The organism is Pseudomonas sp. Irchel s3h9 (assembly GCF_900187475.1).
In the GTDB taxonomy this organism is placed as follows: Bacteria; Pseudomonadota; Gammaproteobacteria; order Pseudomonadales; family Pseudomonadaceae; genus Aquipseudomonas; species Aquipseudomonas neuropathica.
In genome coordinates, this window is the sequence record NZ_FYDH01000004.1 from 84578 (window position 1) to 103132 (window position 18555).

Below are 18555 nucleotides of genomic sequence, written 5' to 3' on the forward strand. Positions count from 1 at the left end.
AGCTACTGACTTTTTCTGTCAGCCCTATTGAAGCTATCTTTTGCCGCCTTCGCCAGTCCCGCTGGCGACAAACGGCAAGAAAGAGGCAACTCCCCATGCAAGGCGTCAAACGCAAACTGGTCTACGTGTCGCTCTACGAAGTGATCGGCATGACTTTCTCCGCCCTCGGTCTGGCGTTATTGTCCGGCACCTCACCGGGCAGCACCGGGCCACTGGCGGTGATCATCACCACCATCGCCGTGACCTGGAATTTCATTTACACCTCGCTGTTCGAGCGCTGGGAAAGTCGCCAGGTATCGCGCACGCGCACAGTGAAACGCCGTATCGCTCACGCGGTGGGCTTTCAACTGACGCTGATCGTGTTCCTGATTCCGTTGATTGCCTGGTGGATGAACATCAGTCTGGTGCAGGCGTTTCTGCTCGATCTGGCGCTGATCATTTTCATCCCCTGCTACACGTTTGCCTTCAATTGGCTGTTTGACAGGATTTTCGGGCTGCCAGCCTCGGCGCTACCAGATTCGGCGGCTGCGGCATAAATCGTTAATTCGTAAGCAGATATTGCGAGAATTCAGCGGTTTATCTGTTTAATCCGCCGATATTCACAATCCGTGAACTCCGATAGCAGGCTAAGCTTTTCCATCAATAAAAAATGGACCAGCCCATGACTGCACACGCCCCCGCCACCGCACAAAGCGACGGCATCGACCCGATCCGCGCTGCTCAGGTATCCGCCCGCATCGATCGCCTTCCGGCGGTCGCGACGATCTGGCGGCTGGTGGCGCTGCTGTCGATCGGTGGGTTTTTCGAACTCTACGACCTGTTCCAGACCGCTTACATCAGCCCCGGACTAATCCGCGACGGGATCTTTGCCACTGGCAATCAGGGCGTGTTCGGTTTCTCTGATCAGGCAGCGTTTGCCTCGGCAACGTTTCTCGGCCTGTTCCTCGGCGCCAGTCTGCTCAGCCCATTGGCGGATCGTTTCGGCCGCCGTGCGATCTTCACCTTCGCGCTGGTCTGGTACACGGTGGCGACGGTGTTGATGGGGATTCAGAGTTCGGCGCTGGGTATCATCTGCATGCGCTTTCTGGTTGGCATCGGCCTGGGCATCGAGCTGGTCACCATTGATGCTTACCTCTCGGAACTGGTGCCGAAACGCATGCGCAGCTCAGCCTTTGCCTTCGCGTTTTTCGTGCAGTTCCTGTCAGTGCCGGCGGTGGCATTGATGTCGTGGTGGCTGGTGCCGCAAGCGCCGTTCGGGGTCTCCGGCTGGCGTTGGGTGGTGCTGGCCAGCGCGGTGTTTGCGCTGTTTATCTGGTGGCTGCGCAAACGTCTGCCGGAATCGCCGCGCTGGCTCGCGCAGCATGGCCGCTTTGAGGAAGCCAACCGGATTCTCGATGGCATCGAAGCACGATGCGCGAAGGATCACGGCAAAGCGCTGGACGTTCCCGAAGCCGTACCGGTCGACGTCGAAGGCAAGGGCCGCTTCGCCGATATCTGGCAGCCACCGTATCGCCGCCGCGCGTTGATGCTGATCGTGTTCCACATCTTCCAGGCCATTGGGTTCTTCGGTTTCGGCAACTGGCTGCCGGCGCTGCTGTCCGGTCAGGGCGTCAGCGTCACTCACAGTTTGATGTACGCCTTCATCATCACCCTCGCCTACCCGCTCGGGCCGCTGCTGTTCGTCAAGTTCGCCAACCGCTTCGAAAACAAATGGCAGATCGTCGGTTCGGCCCTCGGCGCGATGACCTTCGGCACCTTGTTCGCCCTGCAGACCAGCGCATTCGGGCTGATCTTCTGCGGGGTGATGATCACTTTCTGCAACGCCTGGCTGAGTTTCAGCTATCACTCGTACCAGAGCGAATTGTTCCCGACCAACATCCGCGCGCGCGCCGTGGGTTTCTGTTATTCGTTCAGTCGCTTGTCGACAGTGTTCAGCAGCTTGTTGATCGGCTTGTTTCTCGACAATTTCGGTACGCCGGGGGTATTGGCGTTTATCGTCAGCAGCATGCTAATCGTGATGCTGACCATCGGCTGGTTCGGCCCGCGCACGCGCAATCTGGCGCTGGAAAACATCGCTCATCGCTGATGGACAACGGTCATCCTCTGCCGCTTATCGGCAAGGGATGACCGCCACGAATACCTGACTGACGATCAACTTGTTGAAATAAAAGGATTTATTCAGAAGGCACGGTAATTGCTCCGATACGCGAGCCAGCAATTACCTACAGGTCTACACGTCATGTTGATCAGTGCCAAACAACAGCAAATCATTCACCTGCCCAAAGCGCTGAATGACGATGCCACCACCACGGCAGCCGCCGGTCTGCAAGGTGGCCTGCACGGCGCCATGCTGCAAACCCTGCAAAACCAGACCCAGGCGCAAACCGCTGAAGCCACTGCCAAGGTGCAGGACTCGGCGACGCAGATCGCCACCCAGCAAGTCAGCGAAGCCACACGCATCAGCGATAACGTCGACGAAGCGTTCGCCAAGACCCGCGTGAACCTGCAATCGACCGACGCCACCAGCACCTCAGCGACATCCGCCACCGACGAGTTCAAGGACTACATGAGCAAGACGCCGGAACAGCGTCTGCGCGACAGTATCCTGCAATCCATGGGGCTGACCGAAGACGACATCAAAGCCATGCCGCCGGAGAAACAACTGGCCATCGGCAAAGAGATCGCCGAGCGCTTGCAGGACAAGATGAAGTTGGCGCAGGCGGAAAAAGACAACGATGTGAAGGACAGTGACAAGCAGGCCAACAAGTTTCTTGCTGCGCTCTGATCTTCAAGTCACCCGAAATCAAATGTGGGAGCGAGCCTGCTCGCGAAGGCGGTGTATCAGTGAAATTTCCACCTACTGACACATCGCTTTCGCGAGCAAGCTCGCTCCCACATTGATTGTATCCAGCTGAAGAAATCAGTTCAGTTGCAGGGTCTCATTGAACTGACTGATCGCGTCCACCACATGCCGCGAGCCCTGCTGAATTTCCAGAATCACCTCCCCCGCCTCATTGGCCAGCTCAACCCCGAGCCCGGTGCGACTCAGGCTCGACTGCATACTCGACACCGCACTCAGCGACAGGTCATGGTTCTTGCGCACTACCTCGACAATTTCCAAGGTAGCCTGACTGGTTCGCGCCGCCAGGCTGCGCACTTCATCCGCAACCACGGCAAACCCGCGTCCATGTTCACCGGCTCGCGCCGCTTCGATGGCGGCATTGAGCGCCAGCAAGTTGGTCTGGTCGGCAATCCCGCGAATGGTCTGGACGATGGTGCCGATGATGTCCGATTGCTTGCTCACCGCATCGATACTCGCCGCCGCTTCGTTGAGGTCGCGGGAGATGTCCTGAATGATCTGCACGGTTTGCTGCACGACCTGTGAGCCTTTTTGCGCGCAGGCGTCATTTTGTACCGAGGTGCTGTGGGCCGATTCGGCAGCGTTCTGCAGCGTGGTCATCTGATGGGTGATGTCGCTGGCGAACTTGACCACTTTGTACAGTCGGCCCTTGGCGTCGAACAACGGGTTGTACGAGGCTTCGAGATAAACCATCTGCCCAGACTTGTTCTTGCGCTCGAAACGGTGCGAGTGATATTCGCCGCGATTGAGCGACGCCCAGAATGCCTTGTATTGCGGGGACTCGGCTTCGGCGCGATGGCAGAACAGGCTGTGATGATGGCCGACGATTTCGTTGAGCGAGTACTGCATGGTCTTGAGGAAGTTGTCATTGGCGGCGATGACATTGCCTTCCGGAGTGAACTCGATCACCGCCATGGAGCGACCAATCGCGGCCAGCATGCTTTCTTCTTCGTGTTCCTTGTTGATCCGCGCGGTGATGTCCGCCGCCACTTTGATCACACTTCTGACTTGCTTGTCCGGGCCATACACCGGCATGTAACTGGCTTCGAGCCAGACTTCCCTGCCGGCCTTGTTCAAGCGCAGAAAAGTCCCGCTGATCGGCTCACCGCGAGCCAGGTCACGCCACAATTTGGCGTACTCCTCGCTGCGATAGAAAGCCTCTTCACAAAACACCCGGTGATGTTTGCCGCGCACCTCATCGGCGCTGTAGCCCATGGTCTTGCAGAAGTTTTCATTGGCATCGATAACGATGCCGTCAGGGCTGAACTCGATCATGGCCATCGAACGGCTGATCGCAGCCAACTTGGCATTGGCCTCGGTCAGGGCGCAGCTGAAGCGCTCGATTTCCTGCAGGTCAGCCTTGTGATGTAGGTTGAACATGGTTGTATCACCTTCCGCGCGGACTTTTGATTTGATGAAAGTTCAGTTCTTTCACGATCCACCACTACGTTCCACAGAACAGGCACACGCATTCCTCCACGGGAGGAAGTTGTCAGGTGATAAATGATGATCAATCGGAGCGTCCATGCAGCGACGCTCTAATCAAGACATCCTTCTCTTGATAGCCCGCACGCGGGCCAGCCCTAACGCGTTGAAGAACTTCCATGTAAGCGACGCTCCTTGTTGGTTCAGTGTCGGTGCCTTGGGTTGCGCACTCTGGCAGCATGAATTCACGGACCAACGATGTGTTTCAGCCATGTTTTGACATGACGGTCGACATAGTTAGTTACGGGAAGCATAGCCAGTGCAAAGACCTGCGCAAGGCCACTAGTCGGCCAGTATCTGGCACTTTTTGCACAAGAAACGGTTCAGCGCGGGAAGAAATGTTGCCGGGGCGGACGCTTTCGCTGGCAAGCCAGCTCCCACAGGATTCTGCGCTTCTGCAAATCAGCGCGATTCCTGTGGGAGCTGGCTTGCCAGCGATGAGGCCATTACAAACACTACAAAAACGACAGAAACGACTTACAGACTTCCAGTCACCTTGGTCGCCACCTCCGCGGGCACCCAAGGCTTCCAGACCTGCGGCTGATCACGCAAAAACGCCTGCGCCACCACTCTCGGCTGCAAACGTTTTTCGCTCATCCCCGCCAGTGTCTGGTTCAACAGATCGATCGGCAGATCGACCTTTTCAAAGAACGTCACCAACTCCGGATACTGCGCCTTGAACGGGGCCGACACGCCAATCGCCAGGCTCGCCGGCATTGAGCGGGTGCCCTTGGGGTTGGGATTGTTGGCATCGGCCAGGGTCTTCCAGGCCTCCGCATCGAATGGCGGCTCATCCAGTTTGACCAGTTTGAATCTGCCAAGCAGCGGCGTCGGTGACCAGTAGTAGAACAACACCGGTTTGCCACGCTTGATCGACGATGCCACCTCGGCATCCAGCGCCGCGCCGGAACCGGTACGGAAGTTGACGAAGCTGTCATTTAGCGCATAAGCCTTGAGCTTCTGGCTGTTGACGATCTCCGAGGTCCAGCCGGTCGGGCTATTGAGGAAGCGCCCGCGAGACGGATCTTCCGGGTCGCGGAACACGTCTTTGTAGCGCGGCAGGTCCGCCACCGACTTCAACTCCGGCGCCAACGCTTTGATCCCGCGTTCAGGGTCGCCCTTAATCACATACTCAGGTACCCACCAGCCTTCGGTGGCGCCTTTGACCGTATCGCCCAAACCGAACACCTTGCCTTCGGCGGCCGCCTTGACCCACGCCGGACTGCGCCCGGCCCATTCTTCGCCAATCACCTGGATATCGTTTTTCGCCAATGCGGCCTCAAGGCTGACCGTACTGCCGGGCAACGTGTCGGTCGGGTAGCCATAGCCTTTCTCAACGATCAGGCGCAGCACTTCGGTGATGAAACTGCCGCTCTCCCAGGTGATGTCGCCGAAGTGGATCGGCACGGTTTTCTCCGTAGCCGAAACAGTACCAACGCTGAGGCTCAGAGCCAGCAACGACGTGCCGAGCAGGGTTTTGATCGATCTCATGCAGACCTCTTGTTTTGCAGGAATTGGTTGGCGCTGTGGCGATCGCACAGCGCTTGGGAACGGCTCATGTACACGCTGACCGAACGCTGGGAGATACCCAGTTCGGTGGCGATTTGCGGGTAGGTCAGGCCGTCGATGCGGGCGAGCAGAAACGTCGCGCGGACTTTGCCGGGCAAGCGCTGCAAGCTGTGATCGATGCGGTTGAGGGTTTGCGACAGCGTTACGAGGTCTTCAGGCGAAGCGGCGTAATCGACATCGATGTGCTGGCGATGGTGACGTTCCAGATCACCGCGTCGCCAGCGCTGATAAAGCAGGCGTTGGGCGATAGTCGTCAGCAGGGCGCGAGGTTCACGAATGGCCCTCAGCGCTGGGGCTTCGAGCAATTGGGCGAAGGTTTCGGCGGCGATGTCTTCGCTGCTGGCCGCGTCATGCAGATGACGGCGCAGATAAGCACAGAGCCAACCATAGTGGGCGCGAAACAGGCCGTCCACGGTGTGACGATGGGAAAGGTCGGCGCCGGACATAGGGGCTCCTTGATGAGGGGTCGCTGAATGTCCGGTGTTCCGGTGGCGCGATCGTAGCAAGGCGCCTTATTCGTTAAAAATACTTAAAACGAATCTTTATATTCCATTTACAAATAAAAGATCAAAAGATCGCAGCCTTCGGCAGCGCCTACACCGATCCCCTGTAGGAGCCGCCGAAGGCTGCGATCTTTAGCGCAAGCGCCCATAGCCAAGTCCTTCAGCCTCACGCTGATAGTCGAGCAGGATTTGATAATCGCGCTCACTGGCCGCAAACACCTCAGGCAATCCCAAGGTCTGTACGACATCAGGGAGTTCGCGCAAGGTTTCATTCATTACCTGTCGGAGCTGCTCGACCTGCTCATCCGTAGCGCTACCTACCGTAATAAACGGCAGGGTCGGGCTCAGGGCGCTGCGCGCAATCACCCGCAAGGCGCTGACTTCTTCAGGCACATACCGGGCGAGATAGGCGTAGGTAACGCTGTCGATGGCAGCCAGATCGGCGCGGTTTTCCCGCAGCCAGCGCAGGCTCTCGCGATGGCCGCCGCTGATACCGACCGAGGCGAAGAATTGTCCGTCCTGATTCAGTGGCGCCAAGCGCTGACGCAGCAGGTTCATGCCACTGTTGGAGTCTTCGCTGTTGATCACCCCGCGACTGTTGTGAAAGTCCGCCAGGGTTTTGCGTGGGTCGTCAGCGTGGCCGAGGATCAGGCTGCAATGATTGCCAGCGCTGGCGTCGGGCAGTTCGTAGCGTGGGCGGCCGACGATGCGCACTTGTCCGCGCAATGCAGTCATCAGTGGATAGCCGCAGGTTTGCGTGAGCAGCAGATCGGGGGATAGCCAGAGTTCTGGCAGAGACAGGTCTTCAGCACTCAGGCGAGTGTGGCCAAGTTGCTCGATAATGCGCGCAATCCAGCGCTCATTGGCCGCGCGGATCGGCTCGGGGGCGACGTACATCAGCAGTTCGGTGTGGTGTTGAGCCATACACATTTTCCCCGAGTTACAAATAACCAATGTGGGAGCGAGCCTGCTCGCGAAAGCGCTGGGGCAGACAACAGATCCATCAACTGACACGACGCCTTCGCGAGCAGGCTCGCTCCCACAGGGTTTTGTGGTGTTCTTGGGTTAGTGGTAAGGATGCTCGGGACTGTCGATCGGCTTGACTCCATGGCGCCGCCAGAACTCGCCATACCCATGCACCAGAAACCCGCCACTGCGCGCGATCCATTGCTCGCGATGCATCCGGTAAACCGTCGGCAAGTCGTACCACGCCAGCTTCGGCAAGTCGTGATGCACCAGATGAAAATTCAGATTCAGGAACAACCAGCGCCATGGCCAACCCGCTTCGTTCAAGACGGTGCGCTGCTCCGGCTGCGCATGCGGGCGGTGTTCATAGTAGGAGCGGATCATCGCAATCGACAGCGCCGGCACGCTGATCAGCAGCACGTAATGCCAGACCGGCAGCACGCTGACACGGGCGACAAACCACAGCATCAATAACGTGAGCAGGCCGTGGGTCAGCCACATCAACCAGGCCTGGCGCTCGCCATTCTTCAGCCGCAGCAACTCTTCTTTGGCCAGCGCCATCAGCGCCAGCGGTGCGCCGATCACAAAGCGCCCGAGCACGGTTTTGTTCAACCAGTGCAAGCTGCGTTCAAACGGCGAACTGCCCTGCCAGCCAACGCGGGTCAGATAGCGGCTTTCCGGATCGACGCCGGGCACGGTGAGATCCTCATCACGGTGATGCAGCAAATGGCTGTCGCGATACAGCATGTACGGATACCACACGGCAAACGGCGCGTAGCCAAGGATCTTGTTGAAGCGAACCCAGCGCGTCGGATGCCCGTGCAGCAACTCGTGCTGCAACGACAGCCACAACACCAGCAGCGGAGTCAGCAACAGCGTGCTCAAGGCACGGCCCAGCCAATGACTATTGAGAACAATGGCAAACCAGCCGCCATAGACGCCGATCAGCAACAACCAGGTCGGCCACTCGGTACGGGCAGTAAAGCGTTGGCGCAGGGTTTCGATCTGCTGACGATGGGCGGCGTCGAAGTAATGGGGCATGGCATTGCTCGGAACGGGACTCTTCCCCTTCTGTGCAACGACGCGGTGCAATCTTGCAGATTATTTTCGGGTTCAGGCAGGAGCCCGAGAATCGGGCTCCGGAAAGGCGTGATCAGTGACCGAAGATGTCGACCTTTTTGGCTTTCTTCTCTGCGCGTTTTTCAATCGCGGTCTTGGCCGGTTTCTTCTTTGCGGCTTTCTTTGAATCCATACCTTTGGACATGATGCGTACTCCACTCACAGGGGATGTAGGCTCAGGTATACACCTATCCTGTTGCGCGCGTTCTTTTATAATCGCCGCTTTCAGCGCCGACAGTCCGATCCCATGCCCGACACCCAATACAGCCTGCTCGACGAGTCGTTATGGCCGTTGATGAACAAGTTTTACCGCAGCCACCAGTCCTCGATGAAAGCGGTTCGTGAGGCACAATTGTGGGTCGCGCGACGGGGCGAGATTGTTGCCGCGTTGTGCTTGCGGCCAGTGTCCGGCGGGCATTGGTTGACCGGGCTGTTCGTTGATCCGGGGTGTCGTGAACAGGGCATTGCCGCAAAGCTGATTGCAGCGGCGGTGCAGGATGTGAGCGAGCCGGTGTGGCTGTTCTGTCATCCGGATTTGCGCGAGTTTTATGAGCGACGCGGATTCACGTTCGACCCGGCGCTGCCGCAGGCGATGGCGGAGCGCTTGAGCCGGTATGCGCGGAGCAAGCCGATGATTGCGATGGAAAGGGTTCCCGCTCAATCCTGAAGGACATGCAAAAACCAATGTGGGAGCGAGCCTGCTCGCGAAAGCGGTGTGTCAGTCACAGAATCTGTCACTGATATTGCGGATTCGCGAGCAGGCTCGCTCCCACAGGGATATGTGCTGGGCACTGGATCAATCGTCAGCTGTGGGATCAAGATCCGGGAACATCACGTCGGTAAAACCGAACTTAGTGAAGTCGGTGATGCGCGACGGGTACAACCGGCCGATCAGGTGATCGCATTCGTGCTGCACAACCCGTGCGTGGAAACCTGAAGCAATGCGCACAATCGGCTCGCCCTTCGGATCAAACCCTTCGTAGCGGATCTGCTGATAACGATCTACCGCGCCACGCAAACCCGGCACCGACAGACACCCTTCAAAGCCCTCCTCCATCAACGGACTCAACGGCGTGATCAGCGGATTGATCAGGATCGTCTGTGGCACCGCTTCAGCGTCCGGGTAGCGTTCGCTGTGTTCGAAACCAAAGATCACCAATTGCAGATCGACACCGATCTGCGGCGCCGCCAAGCCGACGCCGCCGACGCTTTCCATGGTCTGGAACATGTCGTCGATCAGTTGCCACAGCTCGGGGCTGTCGAACATCTCGGCTGGCACGGGCGGGGCAATGCGCAGCAGGCGCTCGTCGCCCATTTTCAGAATTTCACGGATCATGATCAGACTTCGTCAGTGTCCGGCTTGAGCGAATGATCGCGGCCCAGGCCCGAGACGTGTTGTTTGGGATGTTCATCGAGTTCGCCGGGGACTTTCTCACCCGCATCCTTGCCCTCGCTGGACATGTGCTCAATCACCGCGTTCATCTCGGCGCCGAGCAACAGCACCGCAGCGGAAATGTAGAAATACAGCAACAGCACGATGATCGCCCCGATGCTGCCATACATCGCGTTGTAGTTGGCGAAGGTCTTCACGTAGAAAGCGAAACCCAACGAGGCGATGATCCACACCACCACGGCCAATACCGAACCGGGGGTGATGAAGCGGAATTCCTGTTTGACGTCGGGCATGACGTAGTAGATCAGTGCCACAGCGACCATCATCAGAATCACGATCACCGGCCAGCGCGCGATGGTCCACACGGTAACGATGAAGTCTTCCAGCCCCACCTGCGCGGCGATCCAGCCCATCACCTGCGGCCCGAGCACCATCAGCGCGGCGGCCACCAGGAGCATGCCGGCAATGCCGACGGTGTAGACAATCGACAGCGGGAAACGCTTCCAGATCGGCCGGCCCTCGACCACGTCGTACGCGGCGTTCATCGCGCTCATCATCAAACGCACGCCCGCGGAGGCGGTGTACAGGGCGATAACGATACCGACGGAAAGCAGGCCACCCTTGGACTGCTGCAACTGGTCGATCACCGGGTTGACCTGCTCCAGCGCCTGCGGTGGCAGGACCAGTTCCGATTGCAGGCGCAGCCAGGAGAAAAAGTCCGGCAGGTGCAGGAAACCGATCAGGGCGATCAGGAACAGAATGAACGGGAACAGCGAGAACAGCATCTGGTAGGCCAGTGCCGAGGCATAGGTCGACATCTCGTCGTCGACGAATTCAGTGACCGTGCGCACCATCACCCGATGCAGGGGCAGACCTTTCATGTCTGGAAATATCATTCGCGTCTCCTTTCGCCGCAATACAGGTTGAAGTCGTGGCGACTCAGGGGCCGTTTTTTACATCACGGTAGCCTGTTTGGCGAACCTCGTCGGGTTGCTGCAGGCTTTTGACACAAAAACGGCCATCCTTGGATGGCCGTTCATGTATTTCGTTCAAGGCTGAATTACGCCTTGTCGACACCTTTCTTGATGGCGTCCTTGGCTTTACCGACCGCTTGCTGGGCCTCGCCTTTTTTCTCTTGCAGTTTGCCTTCGGCTTGCAGCTTGGTGTTGTCGGTGGCTTTACCGACGCCTTGCTTGACGTTGCCGACTGCTTCGTTGGCCATGCCTTTTACTTTATCGCCTGTGCTACTCATGGTGTTTCTCCTTGGTGCAATTAGGGGGAAAAGTCAGTACGTAATGATTGACTGGCCGGGTTTGCGCCAAGTTTCATTTATTTTCAGCGGCTCATTTCGTCGCGGCGTGCAGGTTGGGCTTTATGTTTGCGTGCGTAGCCCCGAGAATGCGCAACATATGGGCGTCAAGCGCCAGGAACCGATCCCGCAGGAATGTTATGAAACTCGATAAAACGCAGGCCATCGCCCGTCGCAACAAGGAACTGGGCGGCGCCGTGCTCGGCACCAACAACTGCCACTTCGCCGAACTGAACCGTAACCGCAACATCTGGTGGTTCGATCTGCCGGTGTCGCGTCTGGCCATCGGTCAGTACGAGTGGATTCACCTGCTGATGCACACGCCAGCCACTGACGAACTGCTGCACCTGAAAGTGCCGACGGTGTTTCTGCGTGAAAAGCTGGAAGGGCTGGTGATTCGTAATGAAGGCAAGCGTAAAGCCGCGTTGAGCCTGGAATTGAGTGCGGACAAGGACTCGTATCTGCAGGACATGCGTCCGGCGGGGACCAATGTGAATTTTGCGCCGTTCCGTCAGTAGGATTTGGCAGCCCCCTTCCCCTCACCCTAGCCCTCTCCCAAGGGAGAGGGGACTGACCGAGGTGTCTGGACGAGGTACGCCGACCTGAGATTCCGAGTTGAACTCAGATTCTAAACAGCCCCCCGATCGGCTCCCTTCCCCCTCGCCCCCCTGGGGGAGAGGGTTGGGGTGAGGGGGTAGGATTTACCGGACACTGCAAACTCCCTCGCATACACCAACAAAAAGCCCCGCATCTGCGGGGCTTCGTGTTTTAGGCGGCGGACTTGGCCTTGATCTTCTTCAGCTCTTCATCACGCAACTCGCGGCGCAGGATCTTGCCGACGTTGGTGGTCGGCAACGCATCGCGGAACTCCACCGAACGTGGCACCTTGTAACCCGTGACGTTGGCGCGCATGTGCTCCATCACGGTTTCCTTGGTCAGCGTGACGCCCGGTTTGGCGACGATGAAAATCTTGATCGCCTCGCCCGACTTCTCGTCCGGCACGCCGATGGCTGCGCACTGCAACACACCCGGCAGGGTCGCCAGCACGTCTTCCAGTTCGTTCGGGTAGACGTTGAAACCGGAGACCAGAATCATGTCTTTCTTGCGATCAACGATGCGCATGTAGCCGTCCGGCTGGATCAGCGCGATGTCACCGGTCTTCAGCCAGCCTTCGCTGTCGAGCATTTCATCGGTGGCTTCCTGACGCTGCCAGTAACCCTTCATCACTTGCGGGCCCTTGACGCACAGTTCGCCGATTTCACCCAGCGGCTGCTCGACACCGGCATCATCGATGACTTTGCACAGGGTCGATGGCACCGGAATACCGATGGTGCCGATCTGGATGTTCTGGATCGGGTTGACCGTGGCCACCGGGCTGGTTTCGGTCATGCCGTAACCTTCGCAGATGGCGCAACCGGTGACCGCTTTCCAGCGCTCGGCAGCGGCCAGTTGCAAGGCCATGCCGCCGGACAACGTAACTTTCAGCGCCGAGAAATCCAGCTTGCGGAAACCTTCGTTGTTGCACAGCGCGACAAACAGCGTGTTGAGGCCGACGAAACCGCTGAACTTCCACTTCGACAGTTCCTTGACCATCGCCGGCAGGTCGCGCGGATTGCTGATGAGGATGTTGTGGTTGCCGATAAGCATCATCGCCATGCAATGAAAGGTGAACGCATAGATGTGGTAAAGCGGCAGCGGCGTGATCAGGATCTCGCAACCTTCATTGAGGTTGGACCCCATCAGCGCCTTGCACTGCAGCATGTTGGCGACGAGGTTGCGATGGGTCAGCATCGCGCCCTTGGCCACGCCCGTGGTGCCGCCGGTGTATTGCAGCACCGCAACGTCGCCGCTGTCGGGATTGGCTTCGGCCACCGGTTGACCCTGGCCCTTGCTCAGCACGTCATTGAACTTGACGGCTTTTGGCAAGTGATAGGCCGGAACCATTTTCTTCACGTACTTGATGACACTGTTGATCAGCAGGCGCTTGATCGGTGGCAGCAGGTCGGCGACTTCGGTGACGATGACGTGTTTGACGCCGGTTTTCGGCACCACGGTTTCAGCCAAATGCGCCATGTTCGCCAGGCAAACAAGGGCTTTGGCGCCGGAGTCGTTGAATTGGTGTTCCATTTCCCGCGCGGTGTACAGCGGGTTGGTGTTGACCACGATCAGCCCGGCGCGAATCGCACCGAAGACGGCCACCGGGTACTGCAGAACGTTGGGCAGTTGCACGGCGATTCGATCGCCGGGCTGCAAATCGGTATGCTGTTGCAGATACGCGGCAAACGCACCGGACAATTCGTACAACTCACCGTAGGTGATTGTCTTGCCCAGGTTGCTGAAAGCCGGTTTGTTGGCGAAGCGTTGGCAGGATTGCTTCAACACTGCCTGAATGTTCGGATACTCGTCCGGATTGATGTCGGCAGCAATTCCAGCCGGGTATTTATCCTTCCAAAAGTCTTCGATCATGGAAGCCCACTCCTCAGCAACGCGAATTCTTCACCGCATTTGATGCGATTATTATTGGTGTGTGTTTGGTATTGGTGAATCTGGCTTTTACAGAGGCCGAGAAGTCACAAAGCGCGCCGAGAGTAGCAGCTTTGCCAAGGGTCGACTAGAGCCAAAAGCGGCCCCTACAGTCATTATCATGACTCAAGACTACCTAGCAGTCATTTTAGAGCAAAAATCCTAGAACACCTTTTAAGCCCCGGTTTTCGGGGGCTTAAAGCAAAAGATCGCAGCCTTCGACAGCTCCTACAGGAAATGCATTCCAAGGTAGGAGCTGCCGAAGGCTGCGATCTTTGTGTTTTTGACTTTTACGCGATATCGCGCAACTCGCGCCGCAGAATTTTCCCGACAGGCGTCATCGGCAATGACTCACGCAACACGATGTGTTTCGGCACCTTATACGCAGTGAAATTCTCTTTGCAGTAAGCCTTGAGTTCTTCGAGACTGACCCCGGTTTCCCGCGCCACCACAAACAGCTTCACCGCCTCCCCGGAACGCTCGTCCGGCACGCCGATCACCGCGCAATTGGCGACCTTCGGGTGCGCCATCACTACGTCTTCGATCTCGTTCGGATAAACGTTGAAACCGGAGACGATGATCATGTCCTTCTTGCGATCGACGATGCGCACGAAACCGTCCGGATCGATCACCGCAATGTCACCGGACTTGAACCAGCCCTCGGCATCCAGCACTTCGGCAGTGGCCTCAGGCTTGTGCCAATAACCTTTCATGATCTGCGGGCCCTTGATGCACAACTCGCCGCGCTCGCCCATCGGCTGTTCGACACCGTCATCGTTGATGACTTTGAGCAACGTGCCCGGCACCGGCAAGCCGACCGTGCCCAGCCGCGACTGGTCGCCGTACGGGTTGGTGCAGGCCACTGGCGAGGTTTCGGTCAGGCCGTAACCCTCGGTGATGCGGCAACCGGTCATCTGTTCCCAACGCTCGGCGGTGGCTTTGACCAGCGCGGTGCCGCCTGAGTTGGTGAGCTTCAGGCTGGAGAAATCGAGGGTCTTGAAATCCGGGTGATCCATCAGCGCCACGAACAAGGTGTTCAGGCCCAATAGCGCGGAGAAGCGCCAGTTCTTCAGCTCCTTGATGAAGCCGGCAATGTCGCGCGGGTTGGTGATCAGCACGTTGTGGTTGCCGGAAACCATCATGCACATGCAGTTCGCGGTGAAGGCATAGATGTGATAAAGCGGCAGCGGTGCGATCATCACTTCCTGGCCTTCGCGCAGCAGCGGCTGCCCGTCCGGGCCGAGTTGCGCGAGACAGGCGCGCACTTGCTGCATGTTCGCCACCAGATTGCCGTGGGTGAGCATCGCGCCTTTCGCCAGCCCGGTGGTGCCACCGGTGTATTGCAGCACGGCGATGTCGTCGAGGCTGACCTTCAGCGGCTTGATGCCCAGACCTCGGCCCATGCGCAGTGCGCTTTTGAAGGAGATGGCCTGCGGCAGCGAATACGCCGGGACCATTTTCTTCACTTTGCTGACCACGGTGTTGACCAGCCAGCCCTTGGCGGTGGGCATCAGGTCGCCCATTTTGGCTTCGATCAAGTATTGGATGTCGGTGTCGGCCAGTACTTCCTGGACCTTCTGGCCGAACATGTTCAGGTACACCAGCGCCCGCGCGCCGGAATCCTTGAACTGGTGGCGCATCTCCCGTGCGGTATACAGCGGGTTGGTGTTGACCACGATCAGCCCGGCACGCAGTGCACCGAACACGGCAATCGGGTAATGCAGGATGTTGGGCATCTGCACGGCGATGCGATCGCCCGGAACCAGATCGGTATGCGCCTGCAGGTAACCGGCGAAGGCGGCGCTCTGCCGCTCAAGTTCAGCGTAAGTCAGGGTGATCCCCATATTGCTGAACGCCGGGCGATCAGCGAACTTCTTGCAGGAACGCTCGAACACCTCGATCACCGACTTGAACTCACCCATGTCGATGTCCAGCGGTACGCCGGCCGGGCGCTTGTCGTTCCAGAAATCAGGTTGCATTGTTCTTGTCCTCTTTACCTGAGCCGATCCGGGCCGCTTTCTGTCATTTCTGAAAAAGCGGAGCTTCACGGACACTAGCAGTTATGGCCATTGAGGCAAATATGGCCAAAGCCGTCATTGATCGTGTGAATCTTCCTGCCGTGGCGTGGGCTGATCAGACGCGCTATACAATGATCCGACTTTGAGCAAAGGAATCGCCATGATCCACGACACCCTATGGCTGGACGCGAGTGACCGCAGCCGCCTGTTCGTCAATCAATGGCTGCCGGCGGCGCCGTTGAAAGCGGTGATCCTGCTGGCCCATGGCATGGCCGAACACAGCGGCCGCTATGCGCGATTGGCGGACACGTTTTGCGACAAAGGATATGGCGTGTACGCGCCGGATTTACGCGGACATGGCAAAACCGCCAATCACGGTACCCTCGGCCACTTCGCCGATGACGACGGCTGGTGCAAAGTACTCGGCGATCTAGCCAGCCTCAATCAGCACATCGGCCAGCAGCACCCTGGTGTGCCGATCATCCTGCTTGGGCACAGTATGGGTAGCTACCTCGCCCAAGGTTATCTGCTGCATCACAGCGCCAGCCTGCACGGGGCGATTCTCAGTGGTTCCAACTTTCAACCCGTTGCGCTGTACCGCGCTGCGCGGCAGATCGCTCGCCTGGAAAAACTGCGTCAGGGTGGCAAGGGTCGCAGCGCGTTGATCGAGTGGCTGTCGTTCGGCTCGTTCAATAACAAGTTCAAACCGGCGCGCACACCGTTCGACTGGCTGAGCCGCGACCCGGCCGAGGTCGACCTGTACGCCAACGACCCACTGTGTGGCTTTCGCTGCACCAATCAACTGTGGATCGACCTGCTCGGCGGCTTGCAGCAGATCAGCAAAGCGTCCAATCTCGCCCAGATCGACCCGGGCCTGCCGCTGCTGGTAATCGGCGGCGAATGTGATCCGGTGAGTGAAGGCAAGCGTCTGACAGATCTGGCCAATGCGTTGCGCACGGCCGGCAGCCAGCACCTGCAACTGAAGATCTACCCGCAGGCGCGGCACGAATTGTTCAACGAAACCAACCGCGACGAAGTGATCGCTGATGTGCTGGCCTGGATCGATCAGGCCTTGAGCCATCCGCGACCTCATCGCAGCGAATAATTTTTTGTGGATTCACTGAATCCGTCACAGGAATCGAGACCGATGACCCAGGTTACCAACATCCCTTACGAAGCCCTCGAAGTCGGCCAGACCGCCAGCTACAGCAAGACCGTCGAAGAGCGCGACATCCAGCTGTTCGCCGCGATGTCGGGCGACCACAACCCGGTGCACCTGGACGCCGAGTTCGCTGCCGCCAGCATGTTCAAGGAGCGTATCGCCCACGGTATGTTCAGCGGTGCGCTGATCAGTGCCGCCGTTGCCTGCGAGCTGCCTGGGCCCGGCACTATTTATATCGGTCAGCAGATGAGCTTTCAGAAGCCGGTGAAGATCGGTGACACGCTGACCGTGCGCCTGGAAATTCTCGAGAAGCTGCCGAAGTTTCGCGTGCGCATTGCCACTCGTGTGTTCAACCAGCGTGATGAGCTGGTGGTGGATGGTGAGGCTGAGATTCTGGCGCCGCGTAAGCAGCAGACGGTGACGTTGCCGACTTTGCCGGCGATTAGCATTGGCTGATTGATTAGCGGGGTGTCAGGTAAAGCTTTTCCCCCTCACCCCAGCCCTCTCCCCAGGGGGGGCGAGGGGGAAAGGGAGCCGATCTTCGTGCTTTTCAAAACCTGAGTTCACCTCAGATCGCTCAAGTCGGTGTATCTCCAACAGCCACCTCGGTCAGTCCCCTCTCCCTCTGGGAGAGGGCTAGGGTGAGGGGCTTGTGCTTTTTCCAGACACAAAAAACGCCAGACTAGCTGGCGTTTTTTATAACCGGCAAACGCTTACGAACGAGCGCGAGCCTGGTTACGCAGGGCTTTCACCTGGTCGTGGTTGCGTTGTACGCCGTGGTATTGGCGTTCAACCAGATCACGAATACCTACCAGATTATGCTTGCTGATTTTCTCGAGGGCTTCTTTGTAGGCCTTCAGCGCATGGTCTTCACCGCGCTCTGCTTCGTTCAGTACAGCCTCTTCGTCTTTGCCGGTGAACATGGCTTTGACGTCGACCCAGCGACGGTGCAGGTCACCGCTGACGCTGGTGGAAGTTTCCGGATCGCCGCCCAGCTTGCGAACTTCGGCTTGCAGTTCTGCTGCAGCGGTGGCGCAATCAGCGGAGCGAGTTACAAACAGGGTTTTCAGTTCTGGGTGCTTGATGTCTTCAGCGCAAGTCTTGAACCCTTCCTGACCGTCCTTGCTGGTTTCAATCAGGTCATTGAGTACAGAGATGGCTTCTTTATTCATGTCGGTCATTTTTCAATTCCTTGCGATTGGTTGAAGATGCAAGGGATATTGCAGTGTGCATGCCAGCTTTTTTATTTTTAAAAAATACTTATAAATCAGTTAGTTAAAGATAAGTGAACTATCTGTATCACGGTTATTTGCATGATCTGTCATTTGGCCTGCATGCAGAATGCCTGTATTTTCCAAGCTGATTTGAAGCCAGACGATCTCACCGATGAATCCTGAAAAACTCGAACTGCTGATAACCCGCGAAATGCCCTTCGGTAAATACAAAGGCCGGATCATTGCTGACCTCCCGGGGCCATACCTGAACTGGTTTGCCCGCGAAGGTTTCCCGCACGGCGAACTCGGTGGCTTGCTCGCACTGATGCAGGAGATCGACCATAACGGCCTCTCGGACCTGCTCGAACCGCTGCGCGCCAAACACGGCAAACCTGCTCCGCGCCATTGAAGCGCCCTCCTCTCTCTTGAGTCAG

Annotated in this window: 19 protein-coding genes and 1 pseudogene; 8 read left to right on the forward strand and 12 right to left on the reverse strand. The window is 57.9% G+C overall.

Features of this window, described 5'->3' with window-relative positions:
- The first annotated feature begins 95 nt into the window (after window positions 1–95).
- The 3 genes from CKW26_RS07920 (at window position 96) to CKW26_RS07930 (ending at window position 2785) form a co-directional block, all read left to right on the forward strand.
- The gene (locus CKW26_RS07920; RefSeq protein WP_093430448.1) at window positions 96–536 is read left to right on the forward strand and encodes a PACE efflux transporter; all 441 of its coding nucleotides are present in this window, start codon (window positions 96–98) and stop codon (window positions 534–536) included.
- A gap of 125 nt (window positions 537–661) precedes the next feature.
- On the forward strand, window positions 662–2086 hold the full coding sequence (locus CKW26_RS07925) for an MFS transporter (protein ID WP_095048170.1): 1425 nt from the start codon (window positions 662–664) through the stop codon (window positions 2084–2086).
- 153 nt (window positions 2087–2239) lie between these two features.
- The gene (locus CKW26_RS07930) at window positions 2240–2785 is read left to right on the forward strand and encodes a hypothetical protein (RefSeq protein ID WP_095048171.1); all 546 of its coding nucleotides are present in this window, start codon (window positions 2240–2242) and stop codon (window positions 2783–2785) included.
- Between the two features lie 135 nt (window positions 2786–2920).
- On the opposite strand, the gene CKW26_RS30465 is transcribed toward CKW26_RS07930, so the two are convergent.
- The 6 genes and pseudogenes from CKW26_RS30465 to CKW26_RS07960 all read right to left on the reverse strand — a co-directional run bounded on the left by CKW26_RS30465 (window position 2921) and on the right by CKW26_RS07960 (window position 8424).
- Window positions 2921–3460 (reverse strand): methyl-accepting chemotaxis protein, encoded by a 540-nt coding sequence (locus CKW26_RS30465; protein ID WP_225919999.1) that lies wholly within the window; start codon window positions 3458–3460, stop codon window positions 2921–2923.
- Window positions 3461–3463: 3 nt separating this feature from the next.
- A pseudogene (locus CKW26_RS30470) lies at window positions 3464–4240 on the reverse strand (PAS domain-containing protein); the annotation flags it as partial.
- A 582-nt stretch (window positions 4241–4822) separates the two neighbouring features.
- Window positions 4823–5836 carry an ABC transporter substrate-binding protein gene (locus CKW26_RS07945; RefSeq protein ID WP_095048174.1) on the reverse strand — a complete coding sequence of 338 codons (1014 nt, stop codon included), beginning with the start codon at window positions 5834–5836 and terminating at the stop codon, window positions 4823–4825.
- Window positions 5833–6360 carry a sigma-70 family RNA polymerase sigma factor gene (locus CKW26_RS07950; protein ID WP_095048175.1) on the reverse strand — a complete coding sequence of 176 codons (528 nt, stop codon included), beginning with the start codon at window positions 6358–6360 and terminating at the stop codon, window positions 5833–5835. Before CKW26_RS07950 ends, CKW26_RS07945 begins: the two co-directional genes overlap by 4 nt.
- A gap of 189 nt (window positions 6361–6549) precedes the next feature.
- Window positions 6550–7341: a phosphate/phosphite/phosphonate ABC transporter substrate-binding protein gene (locus tag CKW26_RS07955; protein WP_095048176.1), complete on the reverse strand. Its 792-nt coding sequence runs from the start codon at window positions 7339–7341 to the stop codon at window positions 6550–6552.
- A gap of 141 nt (window positions 7342–7482) precedes the next feature.
- A complete protein-coding gene (locus tag CKW26_RS07960) occupies window positions 7483–8424 on the reverse strand; it encodes a fatty acid desaturase (protein WP_095048177.1) in 942 nt (313 codons plus the stop codon).
- A 325-nt stretch (window positions 8425–8749) separates the two neighbouring features.
- Between CKW26_RS07960 and CKW26_RS07965 the strand changes: the two genes are divergently transcribed.
- Window positions 8750–9169, forward strand: a complete 420-nt coding sequence (locus CKW26_RS07965; RefSeq protein WP_095048178.1) for a GNAT family N-acetyltransferase — start codon at window positions 8750–8752, stop codon at window positions 9167–9169.
- 129 nt (window positions 9170–9298) lie between these two features.
- On the opposite strand, the gene def is transcribed toward CKW26_RS07965, so the two are convergent.
- From def to CKW26_RS07980, 3 genes are all read right to left on the reverse strand, one after another.
- Window positions 9299–9838: a peptide deformylase gene (gene def / locus CKW26_RS07970; RefSeq protein WP_095048179.1), complete on the reverse strand. Its 540-nt coding sequence runs from the start codon at window positions 9836–9838 to the stop codon at window positions 9299–9301.
- A 2-nt stretch (window positions 9839–9840) separates the two neighbouring features.
- Window positions 9841–10791: a YihY/virulence factor BrkB family protein gene (locus CKW26_RS07975; protein ID WP_007917840.1), complete on the reverse strand. Its 951-nt coding sequence runs from the start codon at window positions 10789–10791 to the stop codon at window positions 9841–9843.
- Between the two features lie 164 nt (window positions 10792–10955).
- Window positions 10956–11147 carry a CsbD family protein gene (locus CKW26_RS07980; RefSeq protein WP_027612573.1) on the reverse strand — a complete coding sequence of 64 codons (192 nt, stop codon included), beginning with the start codon at window positions 11145–11147 and terminating at the stop codon, window positions 10956–10958.
- 197 nt (window positions 11148–11344) lie between these two features.
- Here CKW26_RS07980 and CKW26_RS07985 point away from each other — a divergent pair, with 197 nt between their 5' ends.
- On the forward strand, window positions 11345–11722 hold the full coding sequence (locus tag CKW26_RS07985) for a hypothetical protein (RefSeq protein ID WP_007917843.1): 378 nt from the start codon (window positions 11345–11347) through the stop codon (window positions 11720–11722).
- 250 nt (window positions 11723–11972) lie between these two features.
- On the opposite strand, the gene fadD1 is transcribed toward CKW26_RS07985, so the two are convergent.
- Both fadD1 and fadD2 read right to left on the reverse strand, forming a co-directional pair.
- Entirely contained in the window at window positions 11973–13670 is a 1698-nt protein-coding gene (gene fadD1, locus CKW26_RS07990) for a long-chain-fatty-acid--CoA ligase FadD1 (protein WP_095048180.1), read from the reverse strand.
- Window positions 13671–14017: 347 nt separating this feature from the next.
- Window positions 14018–15706 (reverse strand): long-chain-fatty-acid--CoA ligase FadD2, encoded by a 1689-nt coding sequence (gene fadD2, locus CKW26_RS07995; RefSeq protein WP_095048181.1) that lies wholly within the window; start codon window positions 15704–15706, stop codon window positions 14018–14020.
- A 199-nt stretch (window positions 15707–15905) separates the two neighbouring features.
- Between fadD2 and CKW26_RS08000 the strand changes: the two genes are divergently transcribed.
- Entirely contained in the window at window positions 15906–16850 is a 945-nt protein-coding gene (locus CKW26_RS08000) for an alpha/beta hydrolase (RefSeq protein ID WP_095048182.1), read from the forward strand.
- A 42-nt stretch (window positions 16851–16892) separates the two neighbouring features.
- On the forward strand, window positions 16893–17363 hold the full coding sequence (locus tag CKW26_RS08005) for a MaoC family dehydratase (RefSeq protein ID WP_003227420.1): 471 nt from the start codon (window positions 16893–16895) through the stop codon (window positions 17361–17363).
- 257 nt (window positions 17364–17620) lie between these two features.
- Here CKW26_RS08005 and CKW26_RS08010 read toward each other — a convergent pair whose 3' ends face one another.
- Complete coding sequence (locus CKW26_RS08010; protein WP_016983691.1) at window positions 17621–18088, reverse strand: PA2169 family four-helix-bundle protein; 468 nt, start codon at window positions 18086–18088, stop codon at window positions 17621–17623.
- Window positions 18089–18293: 205 nt separating this feature from the next.
- On the opposite strand from CKW26_RS08010, the gene CKW26_RS08015 reads away from it, so the two are divergent.
- Window positions 18294–18530 carry a DUF3820 family protein gene (locus CKW26_RS08015; protein WP_003227425.1) on the forward strand — a complete coding sequence of 79 codons (237 nt, stop codon included), beginning with the start codon at window positions 18294–18296 and terminating at the stop codon, window positions 18528–18530.
- The last annotated feature ends 25 nt before the right edge of the window (window positions 18531–18555 follow it).